The sequence below is a fragment of the Alistipes megaguti genome (assembly GCF_944320325.1).
Classification (GTDB): Bacteria; Bacteroidota; Bacteroidia; order Bacteroidales; family Rikenellaceae; genus Alistipes; species Alistipes megaguti.
This window is the reverse complement of sequence record NZ_CALUHA010000010.1, coordinates 45,904-71,433: the sequence shown is the minus strand read 5'-3', so window position 1 is coordinate 71,433 and position 25,530 is coordinate 45,904. Positions and strand designations below refer to the sequence as shown.

23 protein-coding genes are annotated in these 25,530 nt (G+C 64.1%); 16 read left to right on the top strand and 7 right to left on the bottom strand.

Annotation, left to right across the window (positions count from 1 at the left end):
* Nucleotides 1–292 precede the first annotated feature (292 nt).
* The 7 genes from PUQ42_RS04415 to PUQ42_RS04385 form a co-directional block, all read right to left on the bottom strand.
* Nucleotides 293–2,263, bottom strand: a complete 1,971-nt coding sequence (locus tag PUQ42_RS04415; RefSeq protein WP_273371337.1) for a S46 family peptidase — start codon at nt 2,261–2,263, stop codon at nt 293–295.
* Complete coding sequence (locus PUQ42_RS04410; protein ID WP_087309643.1) at nt 2,260–2,856, bottom strand: Maf family nucleotide pyrophosphatase; 597 nt, start codon at nt 2,854–2,856, stop codon at nt 2,260–2,262. The genes PUQ42_RS04415 and PUQ42_RS04410 overlap by 4 nt, the downstream gene beginning before the upstream one ends.
* 219 nt (nt 2,857–3,075) lie before the next feature.
* Complete coding sequence (locus tag PUQ42_RS04405; RefSeq protein WP_122120104.1) at nt 3,076–3,708, bottom strand: fumarylacetoacetate hydrolase family protein; 633 nt, start codon at nt 3,706–3,708, stop codon at nt 3,076–3,078.
* Complete coding sequence (gene lpxB / locus PUQ42_RS04400; RefSeq protein WP_273371334.1) at nt 3,705–4,841, bottom strand: lipid-A-disaccharide synthase; 1,137 nt, start codon at nt 4,839–4,841, stop codon at nt 3,705–3,707. The genes PUQ42_RS04405 and lpxB overlap by 4 nt, the downstream gene beginning before the upstream one ends.
* A gap of 94 nt (nt 4,842–4,935) precedes the next feature.
* On the bottom strand, nt 4,936–5,613 hold the full coding sequence (trmD, locus tag PUQ42_RS04395; protein WP_087309649.1) for a tRNA (guanosine(37)-N1)-methyltransferase TrmD: 678 nt from the start codon (nt 5,611–5,613) through the stop codon (nt 4,936–4,938).
* Nucleotides 5,603–6,334: an FkbM family methyltransferase gene (locus PUQ42_RS04390; protein WP_273371331.1), complete on the bottom strand. Its 732-nt coding sequence runs from the start codon at nt 6,332–6,334 to the stop codon at nt 5,603–5,605. Before PUQ42_RS04390 ends, trmD begins: the two co-directional genes overlap by 11 nt.
* Nucleotides 6,331–7,002 (bottom strand): MBL fold metallo-hydrolase, encoded by a 672-nt coding sequence (locus tag PUQ42_RS04385; RefSeq protein ID WP_273371329.1) that lies wholly within the window; start codon nt 7,000–7,002, stop codon nt 6,331–6,333. The genes PUQ42_RS04390 and PUQ42_RS04385 overlap by 4 nt, the downstream gene beginning before the upstream one ends.
* 194 nt (nt 7,003–7,196) lie before the next feature.
* Here PUQ42_RS04385 and rlmD point away from each other — a divergent pair, with 194 nt between their 5' ends.
* The 16 genes from rlmD to murC all read left to right on the top strand — a co-directional run bounded on the left by rlmD (nt 7,197) and on the right by murC (nt 25,518).
* Nucleotides 7,197–8,606: a 23S rRNA (uracil(1939)-C(5))-methyltransferase RlmD gene (gene rlmD / locus PUQ42_RS04380; RefSeq protein ID WP_087309655.1), complete on the top strand. Its 1,410-nt coding sequence runs from the start codon at nt 7,197–7,199 to the stop codon at nt 8,604–8,606.
* A 170-nt stretch (nt 8,607–8,776) separates the two neighbouring features.
* Nucleotides 8,777–9,010: a hypothetical protein gene (locus PUQ42_RS04375; protein WP_273371326.1), complete on the top strand. Its 234-nt coding sequence runs from the start codon at nt 8,777–8,779 to the stop codon at nt 9,008–9,010.
* Between the two features lie 158 nt (nt 9,011–9,168).
* The gene (locus PUQ42_RS04370; RefSeq protein ID WP_122120109.1) at nt 9,169–9,858 is read left to right on the top strand and encodes an SIMPL domain-containing protein; all 690 of its coding nucleotides are present in this window, start codon (nt 9,169–9,171) and stop codon (nt 9,856–9,858) included.
* Between the two features lie 245 nt (nt 9,859–10,103).
* On the top strand, nt 10,104–10,559 hold the full coding sequence (locus tag PUQ42_RS04365; protein ID WP_273371321.1) for a cytidine deaminase: 456 nt from the start codon (nt 10,104–10,106) through the stop codon (nt 10,557–10,559).
* 7 nt (nt 10,560–10,566) lie between these two features.
* Nucleotides 10,567–11,253 (top strand): RluA family pseudouridine synthase, encoded by a 687-nt coding sequence (locus tag PUQ42_RS04360; protein WP_273371319.1) that lies wholly within the window; start codon nt 10,567–10,569, stop codon nt 11,251–11,253.
* Nucleotides 11,254–11,302: 49 nt separating this feature from the next.
* On the top strand, nt 11,303–11,755 hold the full coding sequence (gene dtd, locus PUQ42_RS04355; protein ID WP_273371317.1) for a D-aminoacyl-tRNA deacylase: 453 nt from the start codon (nt 11,303–11,305) through the stop codon (nt 11,753–11,755).
* A 19-nt stretch (nt 11,756–11,774) separates the two neighbouring features.
* Nucleotides 11,775–12,944 carry a DNA/RNA non-specific endonuclease gene (locus tag PUQ42_RS04350; protein ID WP_273371315.1) on the top strand — a complete coding sequence of 390 codons (1,170 nt, stop codon included), beginning with the start codon at nt 11,775–11,777 and terminating at the stop codon, nt 12,942–12,944.
* Nucleotides 12,945–13,026: 82 nt separating this feature from the next.
* A complete protein-coding gene (locus PUQ42_RS04345) occupies nt 13,027–14,547 on the top strand; it encodes a DNA/RNA non-specific endonuclease (protein WP_273371313.1) in 1,521 nt (506 codons plus the stop codon).
* Nucleotides 14,548–14,562: 15 nt separating this feature from the next.
* Nucleotides 14,563–15,537: a tRNA modification radical SAM protein MnmL/YtqA gene (gene mnmL, locus PUQ42_RS04340; RefSeq protein WP_273371311.1), complete on the top strand. Its 975-nt coding sequence runs from the start codon at nt 14,563–14,565 to the stop codon at nt 15,535–15,537.
* Nucleotides 15,538–15,612: 75 nt separating this feature from the next.
* Entirely contained in the window at nt 15,613–16,509 is an 897-nt protein-coding gene (locus PUQ42_RS04335) for a YitT family protein (protein WP_122120115.1), read from the top strand.
* A gap of 9 nt (nt 16,510–16,518) precedes the next feature.
* Complete coding sequence (gene priA / locus PUQ42_RS04330) at nt 16,519–18,780, top strand: replication restart helicase PriA (protein WP_273371309.1); 2,262 nt, start codon at nt 16,519–16,521, stop codon at nt 18,778–18,780.
* Nucleotides 18,764–19,486 (top strand): ComF family protein, encoded by a 723-nt coding sequence (locus PUQ42_RS04325; RefSeq protein ID WP_087309675.1) that lies wholly within the window; start codon nt 18,764–18,766, stop codon nt 19,484–19,486. Before priA ends, PUQ42_RS04325 begins: the two co-directional genes overlap by 17 nt.
* 124 nt (nt 19,487–19,610) lie before the next feature.
* Nucleotides 19,611–21,203, top strand: a complete 1,593-nt coding sequence (gene dnaB / locus PUQ42_RS04320) for a replicative DNA helicase (RefSeq protein ID WP_273371306.1) — start codon at nt 19,611–19,613, stop codon at nt 21,201–21,203.
* Between the two features lie 21 nt (nt 21,204–21,224).
* On the top strand, nt 21,225–22,766 hold the full coding sequence (locus PUQ42_RS04315; RefSeq protein ID WP_273371304.1) for a YifB family Mg chelatase-like AAA ATPase: 1,542 nt from the start codon (nt 21,225–21,227) through the stop codon (nt 22,764–22,766).
* A 269-nt stretch (nt 22,767–23,035) separates the two neighbouring features.
* A complete protein-coding gene (gene murG / locus PUQ42_RS04310; protein ID WP_273371302.1) occupies nt 23,036–24,136 on the top strand; it encodes an undecaprenyldiphospho-muramoylpentapeptide beta-N-acetylglucosaminyltransferase in 1,101 nt (366 codons plus the stop codon).
* Nucleotides 24,136–25,518, top strand: a complete 1,383-nt coding sequence (gene murC, locus PUQ42_RS04305; RefSeq protein WP_273371300.1) for a UDP-N-acetylmuramate--L-alanine ligase — start codon at nt 24,136–24,138, stop codon at nt 25,516–25,518. Before murG ends, murC begins: the two co-directional genes overlap by 1 nt.
* Nucleotides 25,519–25,530: the final 12 nt, after the last annotated feature.

Below are 25,530 nucleotides of genomic sequence, written 5' to 3'. Positions count from 1 at the left end.
AGACTCGAACTTGCACGAACGCAATTGTTCACTACCCCCTCAAAGTAGCGTGTCTACCAATTTCACCACCTGGGCATTGCACGCATCTGTACGGCCTTTTGTACGACCTTGTGCGCGACCTCCCGAATTATCTTTCGGGCCTGCAAATATAGGCACTATTTTGCTATTTGCAAAATTTTCGGAGAAAAAACTCGAAAATCTTCTTCCGGGGGCGGCCCCGCAGCCGGAAGAAGGCTCCGGCTACGGCCGGACCGTATCCCGGCCCGGCCGCTGCGGAGGTTGGGCCTGTGTCCTATTTGATCTTCATCTCCCGGAGCAGATAACCGGCACCGCCGATGCGGTCCATGACGAAGAGCACGTAGCGGATATCGACGGCGATGTTGCGGCAGATCGTGGGGTCGAACGCGATGTCGCTCATCGTCGAACGCCACGTACGGTCGAAGTTGATGCCGATCAGTTCACCCCGGGCGTTCAGCACCGGCGATCCGGAGTTGCCGCCCGTGGTGTGGTTCGAGGCCAGGAAGCAGACCGGAACCGTCCGCCGTCCGTCGATCTCCACGCCCCAGCGCCCGTAATCCTTCGAGGCGTAGAGGTCGCGCAGCGCCTGCGGAATGTCGTAGTCGTAGATCTCGGGGTTGTCCTTGGCGATGATCCCGTCGAGGGTCGTCAGCGGCGTGTGGTACTCGCCATCGGCATACTCATAGCCGGCAATGGCGCCGTAGGCCACGCGCAGCGTCAGGTTGGCGTCGGGGTAGTAGGGGTGGTCGGGCCACGTGGTGCGCAGTTCGTGGACATAGCCGCGGTAGAGATCGTTCAGACGCCGGCTCGTGAGGTTGCGCAGGCGGTCGGTACCCAGCAGCCAGGTGATGTGGTCGAGCATGCGCTTCGAACCGTTGCGCAGCGAGTCGCTCAGCGGCGTCTCTGCGCCGGCCCACACCTCCTCGAAGACCTCTTCGGCGAAGGTTTCGGGTGAACCGCTTCGGGCTACGCCGTCGAGGAAGACCGGCACCTGGTATTGGGCCGGACAGCGGCGGGCGTATTCGCCGAAGAGCCAGCGGAACAGTTCGCGCTCGGTCTCACGACGGGCCGGGAAGACCGCCTCGGCGCGCTCCTCGTCGGTATATTTCGCCGGCAGGGCCCGGAGGGTCTCCACCGTGATTTCACGGGCGAAATAGGGGGTCATGATGCGTTGGTATTCGGCCTTCATTTCGCGCAGCAGCTCCGCGCCGCGGGAATTTTCGCGGGCAAAGGCCTCTTCGCGCTGACGTTTGGTCTCGACGGTTTTCCGGCGCGTGAGGCCCAGCACCTCGCCTTGCCACTTCTTCCAGGCATTGGCGATCGTGGCGCGCTGGGCGGCGTAGTGGATGCGCAGCGCCGGATCGCTCTCCTGGGCGCGGGCGATGATCTCGAGGCGGCCGTCGCGGATGGCGATCTTGGCCGGGTCGGACTGCGTGGCGATGTACTCCGCGGCATCCGAGAGGATATACTCCTGGGTGTTGCCCGGGAAACCGTAGATCATCGTGAAGTCCCCCTCGCGGAACCCTTTGGTCGAGATCGTGAAGTACTTTTTCGGCCGGTAGGGGACGTTGTCGGGCGAGTAGGCGGCGGGTTTGTTCTCCTTTGAGGCGTAGATGCGGAAGACGGAGAAGTCACCCGTGTGGCGGGGCCAGATCCAGTTGTCGGTGTCGCCGCCGAACTTGCCGATCGACGAGGGCGGGGCGGCCACCAGACGTACGTCGTCGAACTGCTCGTAGAGGAAGAGGAACTGCTGGTCGCCGTAATACATCTGCTCGACGGTGGCCTTGTAACCCTCCCCCTCGGCCTCGGCGCGGCGGATGATCTCCTCGGGGGTCTCACCGGCGGCGATGCGGTCGGTCACCTCCTCCATGCGCACCAGAAAACGGACGTTGAGCCCCTTGTTCGGAAGCTCCTCCTGGCGTGAACGGGCCCAGAAACCGTGGGTCAGGTAGTCGTGTTCGACGGTCGAATGGCGCTGGATGGCGTCGTAACCGCAGTGGTGGTTGGTCAGCAGCAGCCCCTCCGGGGAGACCAGTTCGCCGGTGCATCCGCCGTCGAAGAGCACCACGGCATCCTTCATCGAGGCGCGGTTGATCGAGTAGATGTCTTCGGCCGTGAGGCGGAATCCCTTGGCGCGCATGTCGTCGATGCGCGAGGCGATGAGGCTCGGGAGCCACATGCCCTCGTCGGCTGCGGCGGTCAGCAGGCTGAAGAGGGCCAGAAGCGAGAACAGGGTGCGTTTCATGCGTTGAGGAATTTATTCAGTTCGGTGTATACTTTCTGGACGGGGAGTCCCATGACGTTGTAGAACGATCCTTCGATGCGTTCGATGGCGGCATAGCCGATCCACTCCTGAATGCCGTACGAGCCGGCCTTGTCGAAGGGGCGGAAGGTGTCGACGTAGTAGTCGATCTCCTCATCCGTGAGGGGCCGGAACCAGACGTCGGTCCGCGCCTCGAACGAGTGGATGCGCTCCGTCGTACGGAGGGTCACGCCGGAGACTACCGTGTGGCGGCGTCCCGAGAGGCTGCGGAGCATGGCGACGGCCTCTTCGCGGCCGTGGGGTTTGCCCAGCACCCGTCCGTCGAGCACCACCACGGTGTCGGCCGTCAGCAGGATGTCGCCTTCGGCGAGCGGTGCGGGGTAGGCGCGGCTCTTGAGCTGTGAGAGGTAGAGCGGGACCTCTTCGGCTGCAAGATCGGCCGGGTAGCGCTCTTCGCAGTCGTATTTCGGGGCCAGTTCGTAGGGGAGCCCGCAGGCCGTGAGGAGTTCCCGGCGGCGGGGCGACTGCGAAGCCAGCAGCAGCCGTCGGGAGTGGAGTTGTTCGTGTAAAAGCATGTTTTCGTGCAGGTCGTTTTTGTTTTTTTGTCTGTTTCGGCGGGCGGCGGGCGCAGTGGTCGGGCCGCTCGGCTGTTCGGAGCGCCGGCCGGTTTGCCGGTTGTCCGGGGGCTTGGGAATTCGGGAGCTCGGGCGGCGGGTCCTGTCATCCGGTCCTGTCATCCGGTCCTGTCATCCAGCCCCTCGCCGATCCCTCTGCGGTCCCTCGTCGGCCCCTTGCTACCGGATGTCGAAGTTGAGCAGTTCGTGCCCCTCGAGCGAGGCCCGAAGGTTGTTGCCGGGGTAGACGGGACCGACCCCGGCCGGCGTTCCGGTGAAGAGCAGATCGCCCATGCGCAGCGTGACATACTGCGAGACGGCGGCGATCAGCCGGTCGACCGTGAAGATCATCTCGGCGGTCGAGCCCGTCTGGCGGCGCTCTCCATCGATGTCGAGCGTGAAGTGCAGCTGCTGCACGTTGCCGCCCAGTTCGGCGAGCGGCAGGAATTGCGGCGAGAGGGCCGCCGAGTGGTCGAAGGCCTTGCAGCGCTCCCAGGGAAGCCCCTGGGCGATAGCTTCACGCTGCAGGTCGCGGGCCGTGAAGTCGATGCCGAGCCCCACCTCGTCGTAGTAGCGGTGGGCGAATCGCTCGGAGATGGCCCGTCCGACGCGGTTGATGCGCACGACCAGCTCGCATTCGTAGTGCACCTCCTGCGAGAAGTGCGGAATGTAGAAGGGGTCGTTGTTGCGCAGCAGCGCCGTGTCGGGTTTCATGAACCAGAGGGGCTCGGCGCCGCTTTCGGCCAGACCGGTCGTGTGGTGCAGCTCTTCGGCGTGGGCCCGGTAGTTGCGTCCGATGCAGATGATCTTCATGGTTTTGGGTTTTTGAGCAGTTCGACCATGCGGCGCGCGAAGCGGTCGCTGGCGCCGGGACCGCCGATGATGGTGCGCAGCCGGTCGAAGTCGGCCAGCATCCTTTCGCGGCGCTCACCGCCCGGGAGAATGGCTCGCAACTCGCGTTCGGCGCGCGAGATGTCGAGGTTCGACTGGAGCACCTCGGCGACCGCTTCGCGCCCGAGGTTGAGGTTGACCAGCGAGACCCACGGACAGTGCAGGAAGAGCGGCATGCCGTGGTATTCGATCCACGAGAGGCGGTAGACCACCACCTCGGGGACGCCCAGCAGGGCGGTTTCGAGCGTGGCGGTACCCGATGCGACGACGGCGGCCTCCGCGGCCCGGAGGGTCTCGTAGGTCTGGTCGCAGACCCGGCGCAGCGGGGTGCCGGCCAGATACTCCTCGTAGAGCGAGGGTTCGAGCCACGATACGCCGGCCACGACAAACTGCCGGTCGGGGAAATGCCGTGCGAGGGCGACCATCAGCGGGAGGTTCTTGCGGATCTCCGAGCGGCGGCTGCCGGCCAGCAGGGCGATGATCGGTCGTGCGTCGAGGCCGTTGCGACGACGGAACTCATCGGCCGGGGGCAGTTGGGGCAGGCGCTCCGCGAGTGCGTCGACGAGCGGATTGCCCTCGAAAATGGGGCGGATGCCGTGACGCGGAAAGTAGTCGCCCTCGAAGGGGAAGATGATGAACAGTCGGTCGACATCGCGTTGGATGGCGCGGATGCGTCCCTCGCGCGAGGCCCAGACCTTCGGGGCGATGTAATAGAACGTACGGAGCCCCTGCTGCCGGGCCCAGCGGGCGATCTTCAGGTTGAAGCCCGGGTAGTCGATCAGGATCACCGCGTCGGGGGCGAATGCGGCGATCTGCTCCCGGCATTGGCGCATCTGGCGGCGGATCGTGCCGAGGTTCTTCAGTACCTGGACCACTCCGAAGAACGACGTTTCGCGGTAGTTCATCTGGAGGTTTTCGCGGCCGCCGGCCTCGGCCATGAGGTCGCCGCCCCAGAAGCGGAACTCGGCCTCGGGGTCGGCTTTTCGCAGGCCGCGGATCAGGTTGGCGCCGTGCAGGTCGCCCGAAGGCTCGCCGGCGATGAGGTAGTATTTCATGTGCAAGCTTGTTTGCGGTCCGATGCGGGGGACGGGTTCGGCGGATCCGTGCCTTGCGGCGGGGATGGCCGGCCGTCACCCGGGTGTCGGGGTGTTATTTCTCCAGCAGGTCGGGGCGCAGCCGTCGGGTGCGTTCGTAGGCCTGCTCGTCCTGCCACTTTTCGATCTCGGCAAAGTTGCCCGACAGTAGCACGTCCGGAACCCGCCAGCCGCGGAACTCCGCCGGACGGGTGTAGATGGGCGGTGCCAGCAGGTTGTCCTGGAACGAATCGGTCAGGGCCGATGCCTCGTCGCCGATCGCCCCCGGGATGAGCCGCACCACCGAATCGGCGATGATGCAGGCGGCCAGTTCGCCCCCCGTCAGGACGTAGTCGCCGATCGAGATCTCGCGCGTGACGAGGTGTTCACGGATGCGGTGGTCGATCCCCTTGTAGTGGCCGCAGAGGATGATGATGTTCTCGAGCATCGAGAGGCGGTTGGCCTCGTGCTGGTCGTAGCGCACGCCGTCGGGCGAGGTGTAGATGATCTCGTCGTAGGTGCGCTCGCTCTGGAGCTTCTCGACCAGTTCGAAGACCGGTTCGCACTTCATGACCATGCCGGCCTCGCCGCCGAAGGGGTAGTCGTCGGTGGTTTTGCGGCGGTCGTGTGCGTAGTCGTGGAGGTTGTGTACGACGATCTCCACGAGCCCCTTCTCCTGCGCGCGCCGCAGGATCGACTCGTTCAGGGGCGAGGTCATCAGATCGGGTACCGAGGATATGATGTCAATGCGCATGGCGGAAGATGATGTCTTTGGTCGATTCGGGGGTAAGCGGAATTTCGCCTCCATGGTCGAGGGTGAAGCCCCGGTATCCCAGCGCGGTGAAGAGGCGGATGATCTCGGAACGGTTCCCGCCGCCGGTCTCGATGAGCACCGTGGGGTGGAAGCGCTCCAGCAGGGGCCGCATCTCGCGCATAACCGTCAGTTCGTAGCCCTCGATGTCGCACTTGATGAAGTCCAGCCTCTCGAGTCGGGCGAAGAGCTCGCTGCCGCGGCGCATGCGGGCCGTGAACTCCACGTCGGTCCGCTCGCCGGAGTCGTTAACGAAGTTCTGCCCGGTACCGAGGTATCCGTTTTTGCGGGCCGAGTCGTTTCCCATGGCCACGTCGCGGTTTTCGGCGCCGAGGGCGTAGGGGAGGATCTCGACGTTGGAGCAGCGGCGCAGGTTGCGGCTCAGGACCTTGCGGATCGGCGCGACGGGCTCCACGGCCAGCACCCGGCCCGAGGGGCCGGCCAGGCGGGAGATCGTGCGGGCGTAGTAGCCGAGGTTGGCGCCGATGTCGATGCAGGTGTCGCCCTCGTGGACCAGCTGCGGCAGGTGATAGACATACTCCGTGGCGGGGGCGTAGCGGCCGATGCCGAGGCGCTGCCAGAGGAAGAACATCCGGCTTACGACACGGAGGTATCCCTCGAGCGGGAGGGTGTGGTAGAGCAGACGGTGAATTAGTGCCTTCATTGGTTGCGGTAGTTGACCTCCTCGTTGAGGACCTCGACGATGAAGGGGTTGTAGAGCAGTTCGTGGCCGATCGTCGTCTCGGGGCCGTGGCCCGGGTAGACGCGCACCTCCTCGCCCAGCGGGACGATCACGTCGAGGATCGAGCGCATGATCCACGAGTAGTCGCCGCCCGGAAGGTCCGTGCGCCCGATCGACTCGCGGAAGAGCGTGTCGCCCGTGAAGAGCGACTTCGATTCGGGTTCGTAGAAGGCCACGTGGCCGGGCGTATGGCCCGGGGTGCGGAGAATCTGCAGGAGGGTTTGGCCGAAGCGGATCTCCTGCTGTTGTTCGAGGTCGATGTTGGTTGAGGGCATTGCGCCGATCCTGACGCCGAAGACCGAGCCGCTCGTGGCGGCGTTGTCGACCAGAAAGCGGTCCTTCGACGAGAGGGCGAAGGGGATTCCGTAGCGCTGTTTGAGGTGTTCGACGCCGAGCGTATGGTCGAAGTGTCCGTGGGTATTGGCGGCCAGAACGGGTTTCAGACCGTGGCGGGCGATGAAGTCGTCCAGGGCGGCATCCTCGCGCGGCGAGGAGTTCCCGGCGTCGATGACGACGCATTCCGAGGTGTCGTCCCAGAGGAGGTAGGTGTTCTCCTGTATCGGATTGAAGGTCAGGCAGGCGATTTTCATAGATGTAATTGACTTTTTCGGGGTCACTGTTCGGGCAAAGATAGCGTTTTTTGCGGGATTTTGCCTATCTTTATTCCTCAAAAGCGCTTCCGGGAGGGGCGGCCGTGAGCGGGGGTGTGAGCCGGATGGGGCGGTAGCGGCTGCCGGGGCGAAAATTTTGTTACCTTTGCACTCTGAATTCCGAATCCGAAACGATGGCAAGAAAGAAAGCGAACTATCCCCTGATCGAGGGGCTTGAGATTACGACCCTGGCGGCCGAGGGCAAGGCCATGGGCCGCTGGAACGATGTGGTGGTCTTCGTGCCGATGACCGTGCCGGGCGACGTGGTGGACGTGCAGATCCGCCTCAAGCGACGCCGCTTCATGGAGGGCTACGTGGTGAACTACGTGAAACGCTCGCCGCTGCGCGAGGAGCCCTTCTGTGAACACTTCGGCGTCTGCGGCGGCTGCAAGTGGCAGAACCTCCCCTACGAGGAGCAGCTGCGCTTCAAGACGGCGCAGGTGCGCGACCAGCTGACGCGCATCGGCAAACTCACGCTGCCGGAGATCGCCCCCTGCCTGGGATCGGCCGAGACGCGCTTCTACCGCAACAAGCTCGAATTCACCTTTGCCGACCGCGGCTGGCTCACGCGCGAGCAGATCGCCTCGGGCGAGGAACTCGAAGCATCGCCGGCCGTGGGGTTCCACATTCCGGGGATGTTCGACAAGGTGCTCGACATCCGCCGGTGCTGGCTGCAGCCCGACCCCTCGAACGGGATCCGCCTCGAGACCAAACGCTTCTGCCTTGAACACGGCTATACGTTCCATAACGCCCGCGAACATACGGGGTTCATGCGCAACATGATCATCCGCACGGCCTCGACGGGCGAGGTGATGGTGATTGTGGTCTTCGGCGAGGAGGACCGCGCACGCCGCGAGGCGCTGCTCGACCACTTGTCGGAGCGCTTCCCGCAGATCACCTCGCTCTTCTACATCGTCAACACGAAGCTGAACGACTCGGTGGGTGATCTGGAGCCGGTCTGCTACCGCGGCAAGGACCATATCATTGAGGAGATGGAGGGGCTGCGCTTCAAGGTGGGGCCGAAGTCCTTCTACCAGACCAACTCGAAGCAGGCCTACGAACTCTACAAGGTGGCACGCACGTTTGCCGATCTGCACCCCGGGGATACGCTCTACGATCTCTATACCGGAACGGGGACGATCGCCAACTTCTGCGCCGCACGCTGTGCGCGGGTCGTGGGCATCGAGTACGTCCCCGAAGCGATCGCTGACGCGAAGGTCAACTCCGAGCTGAACGGCATCCGCAACACGCGTTTCTATGCCGGCGACATGAAGGCGGTGCTCGACGATGCGTTCGTTGCGGCGAACGGCCATCCGGATGTCATCATCCTCGATCCGCCGCGCGCTGGAGTGGACGAGCCGGTGATTGAGGTGATCCTGCGGGCGGCCCCCGAGCGGATTGTCTACGTGAGCTGCAACCCGGCCACGCAGGCGCGCGACCTGGCGTTGATGAACGAAGCCTACCGCGTTGAGGCGGTGCAGCCCGTCGACATGTTCCCCCACACGCATCATGTGGAGAATGTCGTAAAGCTGGTGCGCCGCTGATCCTGGTGGGCTATTGGCCCTGCCGCACGGCGCTGTATGTCCCGCGTCGCCTGCCCGCCCGTCGCCTGCCCGCCCGGCACTATACAATACATTCCGCGCCGTGCTGTCCGCCCGCGCCCCGCTTTTTCCGGGGCCCGGCAACCGATTGAACAACCTTAAAACTTCAAACCATGATGAATCGCCTTTTTACGGCTTTCATGCTTACGCGGCGGGCTTTCGATCCCGGCGACGATCCCCTGCAGGCGCAGCCGCGGACCCGCTACGTAAAGGGGCGCTTTGCTACGGCCGAAGGCGATCTCTTTATCGGCGAGAAGAGGGTCTGCCAGGGGGTGATGAACGACGACCTGCTCCTGCGCGAGCTGTCGAAACGCGAGCTGAAACGCTGGCGCGCCTTACACCGGTAGCCGCACCGCATGGCAGATTCCGCTCCGTGCGATGCAGTATTTTCGCATGTTTCCCGTTTTTCTGTCAGAAAGGCTCTCCACAGCGACTCCCGGCCCCGGAATCGGGCGCCTCGGAAGCGGGAGCGGAGGCCCTGTTGTACATTTAAAATCCGAAGATGATGAAACGATTGATTTTGTGGGCCGTTGCGGCGCTCGTGGCGCTCCCGGCCGCTGCCCAGACTCAAGAGGCATTCCCGAGTTACGTCCAGGTCTACGGACGGGCCGAAAAGGAGATCACTCCCGACGAATTCTACCTGCAGATCATTATCAACGAACGCGATTCGAAGGGCAAGATCTCGGTCGAGAGCCAGCAGCGCGACATGATTGCGGCGCTGAAGCGGCTGAACGTCGATATCGACAAGCAGCTCAAGGTGGCCAACCTCTCGAGTGAGTTCTTCAAGAAGAAGAGCTCGGTGGCCACGGCCAAATACCAGCTGCAGCTGGGTTCGTCGGCCGAGGTGGCCCGCGTCTGGCAGGCGCTGGACGATTTGGGCATCTCGAACGTCTCGATCCTGAAGGTTTCGCACTCGAAGATCGACCAGCTGAAGGAGGAGGTTCGCGTCGAGGCGATTCGCAATGCGCGGAAGAATGCCGCCACGCTGGCCGAGGCGATCGGGCAGCAGGTCGGACGGTGCTTCTATATCTACGATTCGAACAGCAACGTCGTGCCGGCCGTGTATGACAACATGGTGCTGATGCGCAGCGCCAAGGATGTGGCGACGGCCGAGATGCAGGTCGAGGAGGACCCGCTCGAGTTCAAGACCCTGCGGCTGGAGTACGGCGTGCAGGCGAAGTTCGTGCTCGAGTAGCGGCGCTGTGTCGGCACCCGGCGGGCGGGTGATGACCGGCGGGCGTGCGGCGTTGTTCGGCTGCTGGCGCCTGTGGCTGCAGATCCCGGACGGAAGAGGTTTTCCAAATCAATCTCTTCCGTCCGTTTTTTTGTCTTCGGGGTGCGTTCCGCCCGACGACCGTCCGGCTGTCGGGACGAAGCTGTTGCGGGATTCGGAAATATTTTCTACCTTTGTGATTCACCCCTGTAAAAAAGGAGGCGTTTATGGAAAAGCAGTTCCGTTTCGATTATGAACATTATGCGGCGCTGTCGGAACTTCCCGAAGCGGACCGCCTGTTGGTTGCCGAGGCCGAAGAGGCCACGAAGCGATCCTATGCTCCCTATTCGAACTTCCGCGTTGGGGCGGCTGCGCGGCTGCGCAGCGGGCGGATCCTGCACGGCAGCAACTCCGAGAGCGAGGTCTTCCCTGCCGGACTCTGCGCCGAGCGGACGCTGCTCTTCTATGCCGAGGCCAACCATGCCGACGATCCGATCGAGACGCTGGCCATCGCTTCGGACCCCTCGGAGCGCGAATGCTACCCCTGCGGACAGTGCCGCCAGGTGCTGGTCGACGTCGAGCGGCGCCAGGGCAGCCCGATCCGTGTCATCATGAGCGGCGGCGGCTCGGCATCGGTGGTCGACGAGGCCGCCCGGCTGCTTCCCTTCACCTTTATCCTGTAAGCTGCGGATGTTCCACCCGAACGACATACTCTATGAAGACAACCACCTGCTGGTGGTGAACAAATACGCCGGCGACCTTGTGCAGCCGGACCCCTCGGGCGAGAGTGCTCTGGAGGATCAGATCAAGGCCTTCCTCAAGGAGCGCGACGCCAAACCGGGCGCCGTCTTTCTGGGGGTGGTCCATCGCATCGACCGCCCGGTGAGCGGTGCGGTGCTCTTCGCCAAGACCTCCAAGGCGCTGACGCGGCTGAACGAAATGCTGCGTCAGGGGCGGATCCACAAGATCTACTGGGCGCTGACCGAGGCGACGCCCGTCCCCGAGCAGGGTGAACTGCACCACTACATCCTGCGCGACGGCCGTACGAACCGTTCGCGGGCTCTGGACGCCCCGAAAGGGGATGCCAAGGAGGCGCGGCTGCGCTACGAGACGCGGGGTCGCGGCCGCAACTACACGCTCGTCGAGGTGGAGCTCCTGACGGGACGTCACCACCAGATCCGGGCCCAGTTCTCGAAGATCGGCTGCCCGATCCGCGGTGACCTGAAGTACGGGGCGCGGCGTTCGCTGCCCGGCGGGGGGATCTCGCTCCACTCGCGGCGGGTGGAGTTCGAACACCCGGTGCGTCACGAACTGATTTCGGTTGTGGCGCCCGTTCCGGCGGGGGACAACCTCTGGGCCGCTTTCGAGAATCTGTAGCGGAGGCCGCACGACGCCTCTGCTGCGCAGGAACGAAATCCCGAACGATATGCGACTATTGATACAACGTGTGAAATGGGCCTCCGTGACGATCGGCGGCCGGCTCTACTCCCGCATCGGAGCGGGTTTGCTGGTGCTCGTCGGCGTGGGGAACGACGATGGGGAGGAGGATCTCGAATACCTGGCCGGCAAGCTCATACGGCTTCGGATCTTCGACGACGAGGCGGGCGTCATGAACCGCGACGTGGTGCAGACCTCCGGCGAGGTGCTGGTGGTGAGCCAGTTCACGCTGATGGCCTCGACGCGCAAGGGCAACCGCCCGAGCTACATCAAGGCGGCACCCGAAGCCGTTTCGCGGCCGCTTTACGAACGCTTCGCCACGCGGGTTGGCGAACTGCTGGGACGGCCCGTTGCCACGGGACAGTTCGGTGCCGACATGCAGGTTGAACTGCTCAATGACGGTCCGGTAACCATCTGGATCGACTCCAAAAACAAAGAATAACACGCCTGAACCTTTCCTTATGAAGAAGACGATGCTGCTGCTGAGTGCAGCCTGGGCCTTCGGGACCGTATTCTTCGCATGCGGCGATGACAAGTCGGAATCATCCGGCGAGTGGTTCGATACGCCGACGGTCGAGGTTGAGGGGATGATGGCGCGGGTGAGCTGCACCACGACCCTCGGTGTGGGGATCGTGACGGCGGAGAATGCGGGATTCGTCTGTACGGCGGAGTCCGGGAGCTCGCAGATCGAGCGGGACATCACCGTGACGGGCTCGACGCTGACGGGACGGTTGCAGGATCTGCTGCCCGATACCCGCTATACGGTCCGGGCCTTTGCGACGCTGGGCTCCGTACGGATCGAGAGCCCTGCGGCGTCGTTCCGCACGGGGACCGTTCCCGCGCCCGAGAGCCAGGATCTTACGACCCGGACGGGATGGGCCGAACTCCCGGCGATGGATCCCGCCTCGGAGGAGCTCTTCTATGCGGCCCACTACTGCGAGGGGCTTCCCGGCGGCCGCAACTATACGGTCTGCTGCGACGTGGAGGGGCGGATCGGAGTATGGTCGGCCTTCCCGCTGCACAAATGTTACCAGGGCAATCAGACGCGGACCGACAAGTGGGCCTATGATCCCGAGGTGCCGCGGTTGATCCAGTCGTCGCTGACCAGCGGTTCCTACCAGCCGCAGCCCGGCTACTCGAAGGGGCATCTGCTGGCTTCGGAGGACCGCACGGTGAACTATGCGGCCAACGTGCAGACCTTTTATGTGACGAACGTGGCGCCACAGTGGCAGAACAGTTTCAACAGCGGCGTCTGGTCGTCGCTCGAGGCCGATTGCTGGAACAACATCTGCCTCGATACACTTTACGTCGTCTCGGGCGTGTGGGGCGTGCACGAGACGGCGACGGTTACCGACAAGGCCGGAAATCCGTGTCGGGTTCCGAGCCACTTCTTCCGGGTGCTGCTGCGTTCGAAGGATGGCGATACGGGGCGGAAGGTGCAGGAGATGTCGGCCGAAGAGCTCCAGTGTGTGGGTTTCTGGTTCGAGAACAGGGCCTATCCGAGCGGCAAGCCTTCGGCCAACATGGTGTCGGTGGCCGAGATCGAGCGGCTGACCGGCATGCGCTTTTTCGTAAACGTCCCCAATGCCCCGAAGGAGACGTTCGATGCCTCGGCGTGGAGTTTTCGATGACAAACCATTTAACGACAGAAAAATAACTCATGTGGATCGGGGATGTTGTAAGATGCCCCGGCAAGAATGATCCGTTAAGTTTATGAAACGCATTTTTACCCTTTTGATGGGCGGTCTGGTGCTCTTTTCGACCGCCTGTGACTCCGACAAGGAGAGTGGTGTGACGGGCAGCGAATGGTTCCTGACCCCCGAGAGTACGGTGAACGGCACGACCGTTGAGGTACGTTGCGAGACGAAATTCGGCGCCGGCGTGCTGACCGGAGCGAATTCGGGCTTCACCTATGCCGCGGTGACATCGGCTGGCGTCGGCTCCTTCGAGTCGACGGCTACGGTCACCGCTTCGGGCAGCACGATCGCCGCCACGCTGAGCAACCTGCAGCCCGAGACGCTCTATGTGGTCTATGCCTACGCCGACTTCGGCGGAGCCCGCATGCAGAGCACCGGCACGACCTTTACGACGGGAACCGCCACCGAACTTCCGGAACCCGATCCCGACGGCCCGGCCTTCGGTACCCCCTCGGCCACGAACGTGACGGCTTCGGGGGCGACGCTCAGCTGCGGTTTCACGTTCGAGGCCCCGACGTCGGAGTATACGCTTCGCTTCGAGTATCGACCCGCCTCGGGCGGCAGCTACGTGGAGAAGCCTGTGACGGCGGGTACGGGCGTCAAGAGCGTGACGCTGAGTGGGCTGACGGCCTCGACCGCGTATGAATTCCGCCTCTGCGCCGAGTGGCAGGGCGAGCGCTACGTGAGCGATATGGGCCGCTTCACGACGTCGTCATCCGAGGGCGGCCTGACCGCCTATTCGGGCTGGGCGGAACTCCCGATCGAAAAGGGCGACCCCGACCTCTATTACGCCCACCATATCTGCCCCGATTTCCGGGTTGACGGCCATCTGGCCCGCAATTATACGGTCTGCTACAGCGCCGAGCACCACTGCCCGGTGTGGGTGGCCGCGCCGCGGCACGCCTGCTATGAGGTAAAAGGTACGAATCGGACGGATGCCTACGGCAAGGATCCCGATATTCGCTCCGATATTCAGTACAACAGCGATGCAACGGGTGGCGGCTGCAACAAGGGGCACATGCTCGGTTCGGCCGAGCGGTTGGTGACGAGGGCCGTCAACCGCCAGGTCTTCTACTATACGAACATTGCCCCGCAGTACTCCTCCTCCTTCAATACGGGCGACGGCGGATGGAACATCCTCGAGGACTGGATCGACACGAAGGTCTGCGCCGATACGACCTACCTGGTCATCGGCACCTATTTCGAGAAGTATACCGACCGCTACGGCAATACGGCCTCGCCCAAGAAGATCTCGTTCGGCGGGCGGAACGACGTTTCGTGCCCGACGATGTTCTACATCGCGGCCCTGCGCACCAAGTCGGGCCGGACGGGCAAATCGGTCATGGAGTGTTCGGCCGACGAGCTGATGTGCGCCGTCTTCGTGCGCTGCCACAACAACAACCTCATGGGTGTGCGGGTTTCGTCGAAGGACATGATCAGCCTGGCGGAGCTGGAACAGCTCACCGGATTCCACTACTTCGCCAACGTCCCGAACGTCCCGAAGACGGAGTATAACCCCGCCGACTGGGGGCTTTAACCGCACGCGGGGACGATGATCTATCCGTGGGGTGACAGCCGGCGGTTCAACTCCTATGCGGGGTACTTCCGCCGGCGGTTCGGCGGCCGGGTGCAGAAGCTTTCGGTCGATGCGGGCTTCACCTGTCCGAACCGCGACGGAAAGCTGGGGCGCGGCGGGTGTACGTTCTGCATCAACGGCGCCTTCACGCCGTCGTACTGCTCGCCGTCGAAGAGCATCACGCAGCAGATCGACGAGGGGATCGAGTTTCACCGCAACCGCTACCGCACGGCACAGCGCTACCTGGTCTATTTCCAGTCCTACTCGAACACCTACGCGCCGTTGGAGCGCCTGCAGGAGCTTTACGGCGAGGCGCTGCGCCATCCGGATGTGGCGGGGCTGGTGATCGGCACGCGTCCGGACTGCATCGACGAGCGGACACTCGACTATCTGGCCCGCGTGGCCCGCGACCGCTACGTGGCCGTCGAGTACGGCATCGAGTCGACCTTCGATACGACGCTGCGGGCCGTGAACCGCGGCCACGACTTTGCCGCCGCCCGGCGGGCCGTGCGGATGACCGCCGAGCGGGGCCTCAGCGTCGGAGGGCACTTCATTCTGGGGCTCCCGGGCGAGACCGACGCGATGCTTCTCGAACAGACGGCACGGATCAACGCCCTGCCGCTCACGACCGTGAAGTTTCACCAGCTGCAGGTTTTCCGCGGCACGGCCATGGCCGCCGAGTACGACGCCCACCCCGAACGCTTCCGCTTCTGGACGCTCGACGAGTACCTCGATCTCTTCGTGGAGATCCTCCGCCGCCTGCGCCCCGATCTGGTTGTCGAACGCTTCGCTTCGGAGGCCCCGCCGCGCTACCACTACGGCCGCAACTGGGGCCTGGTGCGCAACGAACAACTTCTCTCGATGTTGGAGCGAAGATTGGAGGAACGGGATGTTTGGCAAGGCGAAATTTTTACTACCTTTGTGGAGGATAAAGAAAACAATCCCCAATAGGAGCGTCCGAAGGCGGCGGAATCCGGATCTCCGGGATCGACCGTACGGGGCCTGTTGCCGAATAATCAATCGCCCATGAAACCTAGAATTACACTGGAACTGGTGCTGAGGACCGTCAAGGAGTATTTCCTGATGTTTTTCGGCATGATGTTGTATTCGTTCGGCTGGATCGGCTGCATCCTTCCGGCCAACGGTGTCGGCGGTGGTGCCGCGGGACTTTCGCTGGTGCTGTGCACGGCGCTCGAGAACATCGGCTTCCACATCCAGATCGGTACGATGGTCTTCCTGATCAACGCCGTGCTGCTGATCGTTGCCGGGTTCATCGTGGGGTGGAATTTCGGCATCAAGACGATCTTCTGCGTGCTGGTCATCTCCGTGGGGATGAACTTCTGGCAGGATGTGCTTCCCGAGGGCAATTTCCTGGGCATCGACAACCTGCTGGCCATCGTCATGGGCGGTATTCTGGCCGGTGCGGGTATTGCGCTCTGCTTCTCGCAGGGGGGCTCGACGGGCGGTACGGACATCGTGGCGATGATCATCAACAAGTACCGTACGATCAGCTACGGCAAGATCCTCATCTATTCGGATTTCGTCATCATCGCCTCGTCGCTGCTCGTCGGCAAGGGCATCAGCGCCGTGATCTACGGCTACGTGATGACGGCCGTAGTGGGCTATACGGTCGACATGATCATGGCCGGCAGCCGGCAGTCGAGCCAGGTGCTGATCGTCACGCACGACTACGAGAAGATGGCCGACGCCATCGCGCAGAACATCCACCGCGGCGTGACGCTGATCGATTCGCAGGGGTGGTACTCGAAGGAGAAGTCGAAGATCGTGATGGTGGTCTGCCGCAAGAGCGAGACGGCGATGATCCTGAAGTTCGTCAAGACGATCGATCCGGACGCCTTCCTCACCGTGGGTTCGGTGATGGGGGTCTACGGCAAGGGTTTCCAGGCCATCAACAAGGTCTGACGCGATCGAATGCCGCAATATGCCGATATCATCCTGCCACTGGCGCAACCGGCCTATACGTTTGCTGTGCCCGAGGGGCTGACGCTCCGCGAAGGGCAGGCCGTAGCGGTTCGGTTCGGCCCGCGCAACAAGTTCTGTACGGGGATCGTCTGGCGGCTGCATGAGCGGCGTCCCGATTTCCCGCGTATCAAATCCGTACAACGTATTCTCTACGACGAGCCGCTTCTTTCGGCCCCGCAACGGCGGCTGTGGGAGTGGATCGCCTCGTATTACATGTGCTCGGTGGGCGAGGTGATGCGCTGTGCGCTGCCGTCGCTGATGAAGCCCTCGGGCGATACCGAGGAGGAGTTTTCGGAGGAGGAGTTCCGCCCCCGGATGGAGAGTTACGTCTCGCTGGCGCCGGAACTTGGCGGCGAGGAGGCCTTCCACGAGGTGTGCGAACGCCTCGAACGGCGGGCTCCGCGCCAGTACGAGGCGCTGCTGGAGATCGCCTCGGCGGGCGACGAGACGCGCATCTCGACGGGCGAGGTGGCGCGGCGACTGCTGCAGGCCGATTCGACGGTGCTGCATACGCTCGAACGCAAGGGGCTGATCCGGCGCACGGAGCACGAACGTACCGTCGAACGGGGCGGCTCGACCTTCCGCCTGCCGCAGCTGAGTCCCCACCAGCAGCAGGCACTCGATACGCTGCGCGCCCAGTTTGCCGCCGGGCGGAGCACGGCGCTGCTGCAGGGAATCACGGGCTCGGGCAAGACCGAAATCTATATCCACCTGATCGCCGAAGTGCTGGCGCGGGGGGGCGACGTGCTGCTGCTCGTGCCGGAGATTGCGCTGACGGCCCAGCTGATCGAACGCATGGAGCGGATCTTCGGCAGTCGCGTGACGGCCTACCACTCGAAACTCACGAACCGCCGCCGTACGGAGACCTACCTGCGGCTGAGCCGGTCGCAGGGGGGCGAGTTTGTCGTCGGGGTACGGTCGTCGATCTTCCTGCCGCTGAAACACCTGCAACTGATCGTCGTCGACGAGGAGCACGACGCCAGCTACAAGCAGGTGGATCCGGCGCCGCGCTACAACGCCCGGGACTGCGCCGTGGTGATGGCGCGGCTGACCGGGGGCCGCACGCTGCTCGGCAGCGCCACGCCGTCGTTGGAGTCGTGGTCGAATGCCGCTTTGGGCAAATACGGAAAGGCGGTGCTGAACGAACGCTACGGCGAGGCGCGGCTGCCGGTGGTCTACATCTCGGACACGCTGCGTGCGGCCCGCCGGGGCGAGCGCCACGCCCACTTCAACAAGCTGCTGCTGGACAAGATCGGGGAGACGCTCCAGCGCGGCGAACAGGTGATGCTGTTCCAGAACCGGCGGGGGTTCTCGCCCTATGTCGAGTGTACGGAGTGCGGGTGGACGGCGCGCTGCCCGAACTGCAACGTGACGCTGACCTACCACAAGAGCGGCCGGAAGCTGGTCTGCCACTACTGCGGCCATACGGAGGAGGTGCCGGCGAAGTGCCCCTCGTGCCGTGTGACGGATGTGGTCCCGGTGGGCTTCGGAACCGAAAAGATCGAGGAGGAGATCGCGCGGATCTTCCCCGAGGCGCGTGTGGCGCGACTGGACCGTGACAGCGTCACCTCGGAGCGCGCCTTCAACGCCATTATCGACGATTTCGCGGCGCGGCGCACCGACATTCTGGTCGGTACGCAGATGATCACCAAGGGGTTTGACTTTGCGGGGGTCTCGCTTGTCGGAATCCTCAATGCGGACAACCTGCTGAATAACCCCGATTTCCGGGCTGCGGAGCGGGCCTTCCAGCTGATGATGCAGGTCTCGGGCCGGGCCGGGCGGCGCGGTGACGGGGGTGAGGTGGTGATCCAGACGGGTGACCCGACCAATCCGGTGATCCGCCAGGTGGCCACGGGCGACTACGAGGCGATGGTGCGCACGCAACTGGCCGAGCGGCAGCAGTTCTTCTACCCGCCCTACGCGCGGCTGACGTCGCTTACGCTGCGCCACCGCGATCCCGAGACGCTGCGCAGCGGCGTCATGGAGCTGGCGCAACGGCTGCGCGTGCGCTTCGGGCGGCGCGTGCTGGGGCCGATGACCCCGCCGGTCGACCGCATCCGGGGCGAATACCTCGTGGGGCTGCTGCTCAAGATCGAGAGCGGGGCCTCGTCGGCCCGGGCCCGCGAACTGCTGGGCGCCGAGCTGAAATCTTTCTCTGAAAATCCGGCCTGCAGGGCCATAACCGTCGTGGTGGATGTCGATCCTCAGTGAGTTGCTGCACGATGTGGCGTCGTTGTTCTTCCCGGCGCGGTGTGCCGTCTGCGGCGAACCTCTCGCGCGGGGCGAGCGGACGGTCTGCACGCTCTGCCGCGCCACGGCCCCGCTGACGGGCTTCTGGCGCGAGGCGGACAACCCCGTCGTGCGCCGATGCTGGGGGCAGGTGCCCGTCGTGCAGGCCTCGGGATTCCTCTATTTCGTCCACCGGAGCGGCTGGCGGCAGCTGATCCACTCGTTCAAGTACCGCGGTGCGTGGCGTACGGCGCGCGAGATGGGCGAGTGGTACGGGCGCTACCTGCGCGAGAGCGGGCTCTACGGCGATGTGGATTGTGTCGTTCCGCTGCCGCTGCACCCTTTCAAGCGGTGCCGGCGGGGCTACAACCAGTCGGAATACATTGCCGAGGGGATTGCCCGCCAGCTGGGCGTCGGGGTCGAGCGGCGGAGCGTCTACCGGCGGCGCAACACGCAGAGCCAGGCTCGCAAGTCGCGCCGCGAACGGGCCGGGAATGTCGAGGGGGCCTTTGCCGTGCGGCATGCGGAGCGATTGTCCGGTCGCCACGTGCTGCTGGTCGACGACGTGATGACGACGGGCTCGACCCTGTTGTCGTGTGCCGCGGAGATCCTGCGGGCGGTTCCCGACTGCCGGATCAGCCTGGCGGCGCTGGCCGTTTCGCAGCGTGAACTGGGTGTCGGGGAGTGATCCGGCCGCGCCTCTCGCTGCGGTGGTGGCCGCGGCGGGGCGAATCTGAAAAAAGTATGCCCGGGAGGTTTTGATATGTCGGGCCGAATCCGTATTTTTGAGGTCCGAACAGAGCGGAAAATTCATGGCAAGAGACTACAACAATACAACCCAGCGCGGCAGCGCCTATTCGCGCAACCGCGAGGCCTACGAGGCCCTGACGGAGGGTGCGGGCAACGTGCCGCCCCAGGCTGTCGAGCTGGAGGAGGCGGTGCTCGGCGCGCTGATGCTCGAGAAGGACAGCATCATTGCCGTGCAGGAGTTCATCACCCCGGAGGCCTTCTACACCGAGGAGCACCGGTTGATCTACAAGGCCATCGAGGAGCTCTCGATGGAGCTCAAGCCCATCGACCTCTACACGGTGACCGAGCGGCTGAAGGCCAAGAAGGAGCTGAAGAAGGTGGGCGGCGCCGCCTATCTGGCTCAGCTGACCCAGAAGGTGGACTCGGCGGCCAACGTGGAGTTCCATGCCAAGATCATTGCCCAGAAGTATGTCCAGCGCGAGTTGATCCGCTCGGCCACGGAGATCCAGAAGCGGTCGTACGACGAGTCGACCGACGTCACGGAGCTGATCGGTTTTGCCGAGGGCGAGATCTTCAAGGTGGCCGAGGGACACGTCAAGCGCTCCGTGCAGTCGTCGAAGGAGATCCTGGCCCGGGCGCTCGAGCAGATCGAGGAGGCCTCGAAGAATACCAGTTCGTACAGCGGCGTGCCGTCGGGCTTCGCGGCGCTGGACCGCGTGACGCTGGGCTGGCAGCTGTCGGACCTGATCATCGTGGCGGCGCGTCCTTCGATGGGTAAGACGGCCTTCGTGCTGTCGATGGCGCGCAACATGGCCGTCGACCACGAACAGGGCGTGGCCTTCTTCTCGCTGGAGATGTCGGCCGTGCAGCTGATGATGCGTCTGATCATCGCCGAGACGGGCCTCTCGGGCAACGACGTCAAGTCGGGTCGTCTGACCCCCGAGCAGTGGCGCCACCTCGAGTCGGCGACCAAACCGCTGGGTGCCGCTCCGCTCTATATCGACGATACGCCGGCCCTGTCGGTCTTCGAGTTCCGCTCGAAGGCGCGGCGTCTGAAGATCCACCACGACATCAAGATCATCATCATCGACTACCTGCAGCTGATGACCGGCAACCAGGATACGAAGGGCAACCGCGAACAGGAGGTGGCCTTCATCTCGCGTACGCTCAAGGCGATCGCCAAGGAGCTGAACGTGCCGGTGATCGCCCTTTCGCAGCTGAGCCGTGCGACGGAGATGCGCGGCGGTTCGAAACGCCCGCAGCTGTCGGACCTCCGCGAGTCGGGTGCCATTGAGCAGGATGCCGACATCGTGGCCTTCATCCACCGTCCGGAGTATTACGGCATCACGCAGGATGAGAACGGTATGCCCACGGCGGGTATGGCCGAGATTATCCTTGCGAAGCACCGTAACGGTGCGGTGTGCGACGTGCCGCTGCGCTTCCTCAAGGAGCAGGCGCGCTTTGCCGACCTGGACGATTCGATGCTGCCGCCGGCCGATGCGACCGAGAGCCAGCAGGCCTACGACGATTATGCGAGCGGTTCGAACAACTTCCCCGCCGGGGCGGCTCCGGCAGGCGGCGCCCTGAGCGGTGCCATGGGGGGCGAGTTCGACGTCAACCGTTCGGCCAATCTGAACGACGAGGCGCCGTTCTGATCCGAAAAAAACGCGTCCATCATGTTTGTCCGTACATACGCCGGAGCCCTGTTGGGAATCGACGCCGTGAAGGTGACCGTCGAGGTCAACATCACGGGCGGCGGGCTGGGTCTGTATCTGGTGGGGCTTCCGGACAACGCCGTCAAGGAGAGCGAACAGCGCATCCGGGCGGCGTTCGAGAACTCGGGCGAACGGATGTCGGGCCGCAAGGTGGTTGTGAGCCTGGCTCCGGCCGACCTGCGCAAGGAGGGGTCGGGATTCGATCTGCCGATCGCCGTGGGAATCCTCGCGGCGATGGAGCGCATCGCGGCCGACGCGGTGGCCGATACGATGCTCGTCGGCGAGTTGTCGCTCGACGGCTCGCTGAGACCCGTGCGCGGGGTGCTTCCGCTGGCTGTTGCGGCGCGGCGCGAGGGGTTGCGGCGGTTGATTCTCCCGGCGGAGAATGCCGCCGAGGCGGCCGTGGTCGAGGGGATCGAGGTGGTGGGCGCCGCCACGCTCGGCGAGGTCATCGCCCACCTGAACGGCGAACGGACGATCGCGCCGACCCTTCCGTCCGCAGAGGATCCGTTCGACGCCTCGCGGATGCACTATGCCGAGGATTTCGCCGATGTCAAGGGGCAGACCCACGTCAAGCGGGCGTTGGAGATCGCTGCGGCCGGAGGCCACAACGTGCTGATGATCGGCGCCCCGGGTTCGGGCAAGACGATGCTGGCGCGGCGTCTGCCGACGATCCTCCCGCCGCTGACGCGCGAGGAGGCCCTCGAGACGACGAAGATTCATTCCGTAGCCGGGAAGAGCGGCTTTGCCGGCGGACTGATGACGCTGCGCCCCTTCCGGGCTCCGCACCACCTCACCTCGCAGGTGGCGCTGATCGGCGGCGGACAGTCGCCGCGTCCGGGCGAGGTGTCGCTGGCCCATAACGGCGTGCTGTTCCTCGACGAGCTGCCCGAATTCGGACGGAGTGTCCTCGAGGTGCTGCGCCAGCCGCTCGAGGAGAAGCGCATCGTGGTCTCGCGGGCGAAGTACAGCGTCGAGTATCCGGCCAACTTTACGCTCGTGGCGGCAATGAATCCCTGCCCGTGCGGCTACTACAACCATCCGACCAAACCCTGTACCTGTTCGCCGGGGGCCGTGCACCGCTACATGGGGCGCATCTCGGGTCCGCTGCTGGACCGCATCGACCTGCAGGTTGAGGTGACGCCCGTCACCCCCGCGGAACTGGCCTCGGCGGCCCCGGGCGAACCGAGTGCCGCGATTCGCGAGCGGGTGATCCGGGCCCGGGAGTTTCAGGCCGAACGCTTCCGCGACGTCGAGGGGGTGCATACCAACTCGATGATGAATTCGCGTCTGCTACGCGAGTATTGCCGGTTGGACAGTGCTTCGGAGGCGTTGCTTCAGCGGGCCATGGAGCAGTTGTCGCTGTCGGCTCGGGCCTACGACCGGATTCTGAAGGTGGCCCGCACGATTGCCGATCTGGCCGGTCGCCGGGAGATTGCCGCGGCGGACGTGGCCGAAGCGATCGGCTACCGCTCGCTGGACCGCGGGACCTGGGGCCGATAAAGGACCGATGGAGAGACGGCGAAGGACGGCAAAGAGATGATGAAGAGGTGACGAACGGGAGAATAAAGAGGCGACGAACGGGCGATGACGATGAAAGGGAGGCGAGGCGGTGATGAAAGGAGGATGAGGGAGTTGGCTAAAGGGCGGGGCGGACAAATGGCCCGAACCCAAAAACCCGAGTAAAGAGTCGGATGTAGAAACCGAAGACGTGGGTTTTCCGGGTTCCGATTCGGCTGGAGAAAATGGAAAAGTTGAAACGGAAAAACGATATGAAACGAATTATTCTTTCGGGCGGCGGTACGGGCGGCCATATCTATCCGGCCGTGGCGGTTGCCGAGGCGTTGAAACGCCGTCTGGGCGACGAGGTCGAACTGCTGTTCGTCGGCGCCGAAGGGAAGATGGAGATGGAGAAGGTCCCGGCGCTGGGTTACCGGATCGTCGGTCTGCCGATCGCCGGTCTGCAGCGCCGTCTGGACTGGCACAATCTGCTCGTGCCGCTGAAGGTGCTGCGAAGCCTGCGGATGGCGCGGCGCGTGATCCGTGATTTCGGGGCCGATGCCGTGGTGGGCTTCGGCGGCTATGCGAGTGCTCCGGTGCTGTGGGCGGCCCAGCACATGGGCGTCCCGACGGTGATCCAGGAGCAGAACTCCTACGCCGGGGTGACGAACAAGATCCTGGCCCGGCGGGCACGGCGCATCTGCACGGCCTATGAGGGGATGGAGCGCTTCTTCCCGTCCGACCGCATCACGCTGACAGGCAATCCGCTGCGGGGACGCTTCTCGAAGCAGGGGGCCGATCGCACCGAGGCGCTGAAATACTATGGACTGACGGCCGATCTGCCGACGATTCTGGTCGTAGGCGGATCGCTCGGGACGCGTTCGCTCAACGAGATGATGAAGCAATGGATCCTCGATACGGGGGGTAAGGCACCCGTGCAGGTGATCTGGCAGACGGGCAAGTATTACGAGCGGGAGATGCAGGCCTTTTTGGCGGCCCACCCCGCGGCGCATGTCTGGCAGGGGGCCTTCATCGAACGCATGGACTACGCCTATGCGGCGGCCGATCTGGTCGTCTCGCGCAGTGGTGCCGGCACGGTTTCGGAGCTGTGTCTGGTGGCTCGTCCGGTGCTCTTCGTGCCCTCGCCCAACGTGGCCGAAGACCACCAGACGAAGAATGCCCGGGCCCTTGAAGCGAAGGGGGCGGCCGTGGTGGTTCCCGACGCGGAGTGCTGCACGCGGGCCATGCCGCTGGCCCTGGAGCTGTTGGGCGACCGTGAGCGGCTGGCGGCGATGAGCCGCAATCTGGAGCTGCTGGCCAAACCCCACGCAGCGGACGATATTGTCGATGAGATCCTCAAAGTGATAAAATGATGGAACGCAAGAGTGTCTATTTTCTCGGAATCGGGGGCATCGGAATGAGTGCCCTGGCGCGTTATTTTCTGCACGAAGGGTGCCGGGTGGGCGGTTACGACCGCACGCGGACCCGTCTGACCGATCAGCTGGAGGCCGAAGGAGCCGCCGTCCACTACGAGGACGACGTGCGGCTGATCCCGGCGGAGTTCCTCGACCCGGCCCGCACGATTGTGGTCTACACGCCGGCCGTGCCGCACGACCACAGCGAATACACCTACTTCCGCGAACACGGCTTCCGTATCGAGAAGCGTTCGCAGATGCTGGGACATCTCTCCGAGGGGAAATACGTGATGGCGGTGGCCGGCACGCACGGCAAAACGACCACCTCGACCCTCATCGCATGGTTGAACCGTGCGCTGACGGGCGGCGGCTCGGCCTTTCTGGGCGGCATCTCGAAGAACTTCGACGGCAATCTGGTGCTGGGCGACGGCAAACGGCTGGCCGTCGAGGCCGATGAATTCGACCGTTCGTTCCTGCACCTGTACCCCGACGTGGCGGTGGTCACCTCGGCCGACCCGGACCACCTGGACATTTACGGTACGCACGAGGCTCTGAAGGTGGCCTTCGTGCAGTTCATCCGCCAGATCCGCCCCGACGGCTACCTCATCATCAAGCAGGGGCTTGATCTGACGATCGACAATTCGGAGATCACCGTCTATCGCTACGCCTATGATACGCCGTGCGACTTCTACGCCCGCAACGTCGAGCTGATCGGCGGCGGACACTATCGCTACGACATCGTCACGCCGTCGGGGGCGATCGAGGGGTGTACGCTCGGCGTCCCGGGGTGGGTCAACATCGAAAACTCGGTGGGTGCCGTGGCGGCCGTCTGGTGTGCGGCCCATTTCGTGGGTCAGGAGCTGGACGCCGATCGGATTCGTGAGGCGCTGGCCACCTTCTCGGGGGTGAAGCGCCGCTTCGAGTTCTATGTCAATACGCCGAAGCAGGTCTACATGGACGACTATGCGCACCATCCGCGCGAACTGGCCGCCACGCTGACGTCGGTGCGGAAGATGTTCCCCGGACGGCGCATCACGGCACTGTTCCAGCCTCACCTCTATACCCGCACGCGGGACCTCTACGTGGAGTTTGCCGAGGCGCTGTCGCATGCCGACGAGGTGGTGCTGCTGCCGATCTACCCGGCCCGCGAGGAGCCCATCGAGGGGATCACGTCGGAGATCATCGCCCAACGGGTGACGGTCCCGTGCCGCATCGTCGACCGCGAACATCTGGCCGAGACGGTCGCCGCGATGGATACCGACGTGGTGATCAGCTTCGGAGCCGGGAATATCGACACCTGCTGCGAGGCGCTGGCCGAGGTGCTCAAACGGAAATCCTGATCCCGAAGCCCG

What these genes read in the sequence shown, in the direction of transcription:
- PUQ42_RS04415 (WP_273371337.1), bottom strand. Translation starts at nt 2,263, where the DNA reads ATGAAACGCACCCTGTTCTCGCTTCTGGCCCTCTTCAGCCTGCTGACC.
- PUQ42_RS04410 (WP_087309643.1), bottom strand. Translation starts at nt 2,856, where the DNA reads ATGCTTTTACACGAACAACTCCACTCCCGACGGCTGCTGCTGGCTTCG.
- PUQ42_RS04405 (WP_122120104.1), bottom strand. Translation starts at nt 3,708, where the DNA reads ATGAAGATCATCTGCATCGGACGCAACTACCGGGCCCACGCCGAAGAG.
- lpxB (WP_273371334.1), bottom strand. Translation starts at nt 4,841, where the DNA reads ATGAAATACTACCTCATCGCCGGCGAGCCTTCGGGCGACCTGCACGGC.
- trmD (WP_087309649.1), bottom strand. Translation starts at nt 5,613, where the DNA reads ATGCGCATTGACATCATATCCTCGGTACCCGATCTGATGACCTCGCCC.
- PUQ42_RS04390 (WP_273371331.1), bottom strand. Translation starts at nt 6,334, where the DNA reads ATGAAGGCACTAATTCACCGTCTGCTCTACCACACCCTCCCGCTCGAG.
- PUQ42_RS04385 (WP_273371329.1), bottom strand. Translation starts at nt 7,002, where the DNA reads ATGAAAATCGCCTGCCTGACCTTCAATCCGATACAGGAGAACACCTAC.
- rlmD (WP_087309655.1), top strand. Translation starts at nt 7,197, where the DNA reads ATGGCAAGAAAGAAAGCGAACTATCCCCTGATCGAGGGGCTTGAGATT.
- PUQ42_RS04375 (WP_273371326.1), top strand. Translation starts at nt 8,777, where the DNA reads ATGATGAATCGCCTTTTTACGGCTTTCATGCTTACGCGGCGGGCTTTC.
- PUQ42_RS04370 (WP_122120109.1), top strand. Translation starts at nt 9,169, where the DNA reads ATGAAACGATTGATTTTGTGGGCCGTTGCGGCGCTCGTGGCGCTCCCG.
- PUQ42_RS04365 (WP_273371321.1), top strand. Translation starts at nt 10,104, where the DNA reads ATGGAAAAGCAGTTCCGTTTCGATTATGAACATTATGCGGCGCTGTCG.
- PUQ42_RS04360 (WP_273371319.1), top strand. Translation starts at nt 10,567, where the DNA reads ATGTTCCACCCGAACGACATACTCTATGAAGACAACCACCTGCTGGTG.
- dtd (WP_273371317.1), top strand. Translation starts at nt 11,303, where the DNA reads ATGCGACTATTGATACAACGTGTGAAATGGGCCTCCGTGACGATCGGC.
- PUQ42_RS04350 (WP_273371315.1), top strand. Translation starts at nt 11,775, where the DNA reads ATGAAGAAGACGATGCTGCTGCTGAGTGCAGCCTGGGCCTTCGGGACC.
- PUQ42_RS04345 (WP_273371313.1), top strand. Translation starts at nt 13,027, where the DNA reads ATGAAACGCATTTTTACCCTTTTGATGGGCGGTCTGGTGCTCTTTTCG.
- mnmL (WP_273371311.1), top strand. Translation starts at nt 14,563, where the DNA reads ATGATCTATCCGTGGGGTGACAGCCGGCGGTTCAACTCCTATGCGGGG.
- PUQ42_RS04335 (WP_122120115.1), top strand. Translation starts at nt 15,613, where the DNA reads ATGAAACCTAGAATTACACTGGAACTGGTGCTGAGGACCGTCAAGGAG.
- priA (WP_273371309.1), top strand. Translation starts at nt 16,519, where the DNA reads ATGCCGCAATATGCCGATATCATCCTGCCACTGGCGCAACCGGCCTAT.
- PUQ42_RS04325 (WP_087309675.1), top strand. Translation starts at nt 18,764, where the DNA reads ATGTCGATCCTCAGTGAGTTGCTGCACGATGTGGCGTCGTTGTTCTTC.
- dnaB (WP_273371306.1), top strand. Translation starts at nt 19,611, where the DNA reads ATGGCAAGAGACTACAACAATACAACCCAGCGCGGCAGCGCCTATTCG.
- PUQ42_RS04315 (WP_273371304.1), top strand. Translation starts at nt 21,225, where the DNA reads ATGTTTGTCCGTACATACGCCGGAGCCCTGTTGGGAATCGACGCCGTG.
- murG (WP_273371302.1), top strand. Translation starts at nt 23,036, where the DNA reads ATGAAACGAATTATTCTTTCGGGCGGCGGTACGGGCGGCCATATCTAT.
- murC (WP_273371300.1), top strand. Translation starts at nt 24,136, where the DNA reads ATGGAACGCAAGAGTGTCTATTTTCTCGGAATCGGGGGCATCGGAATG.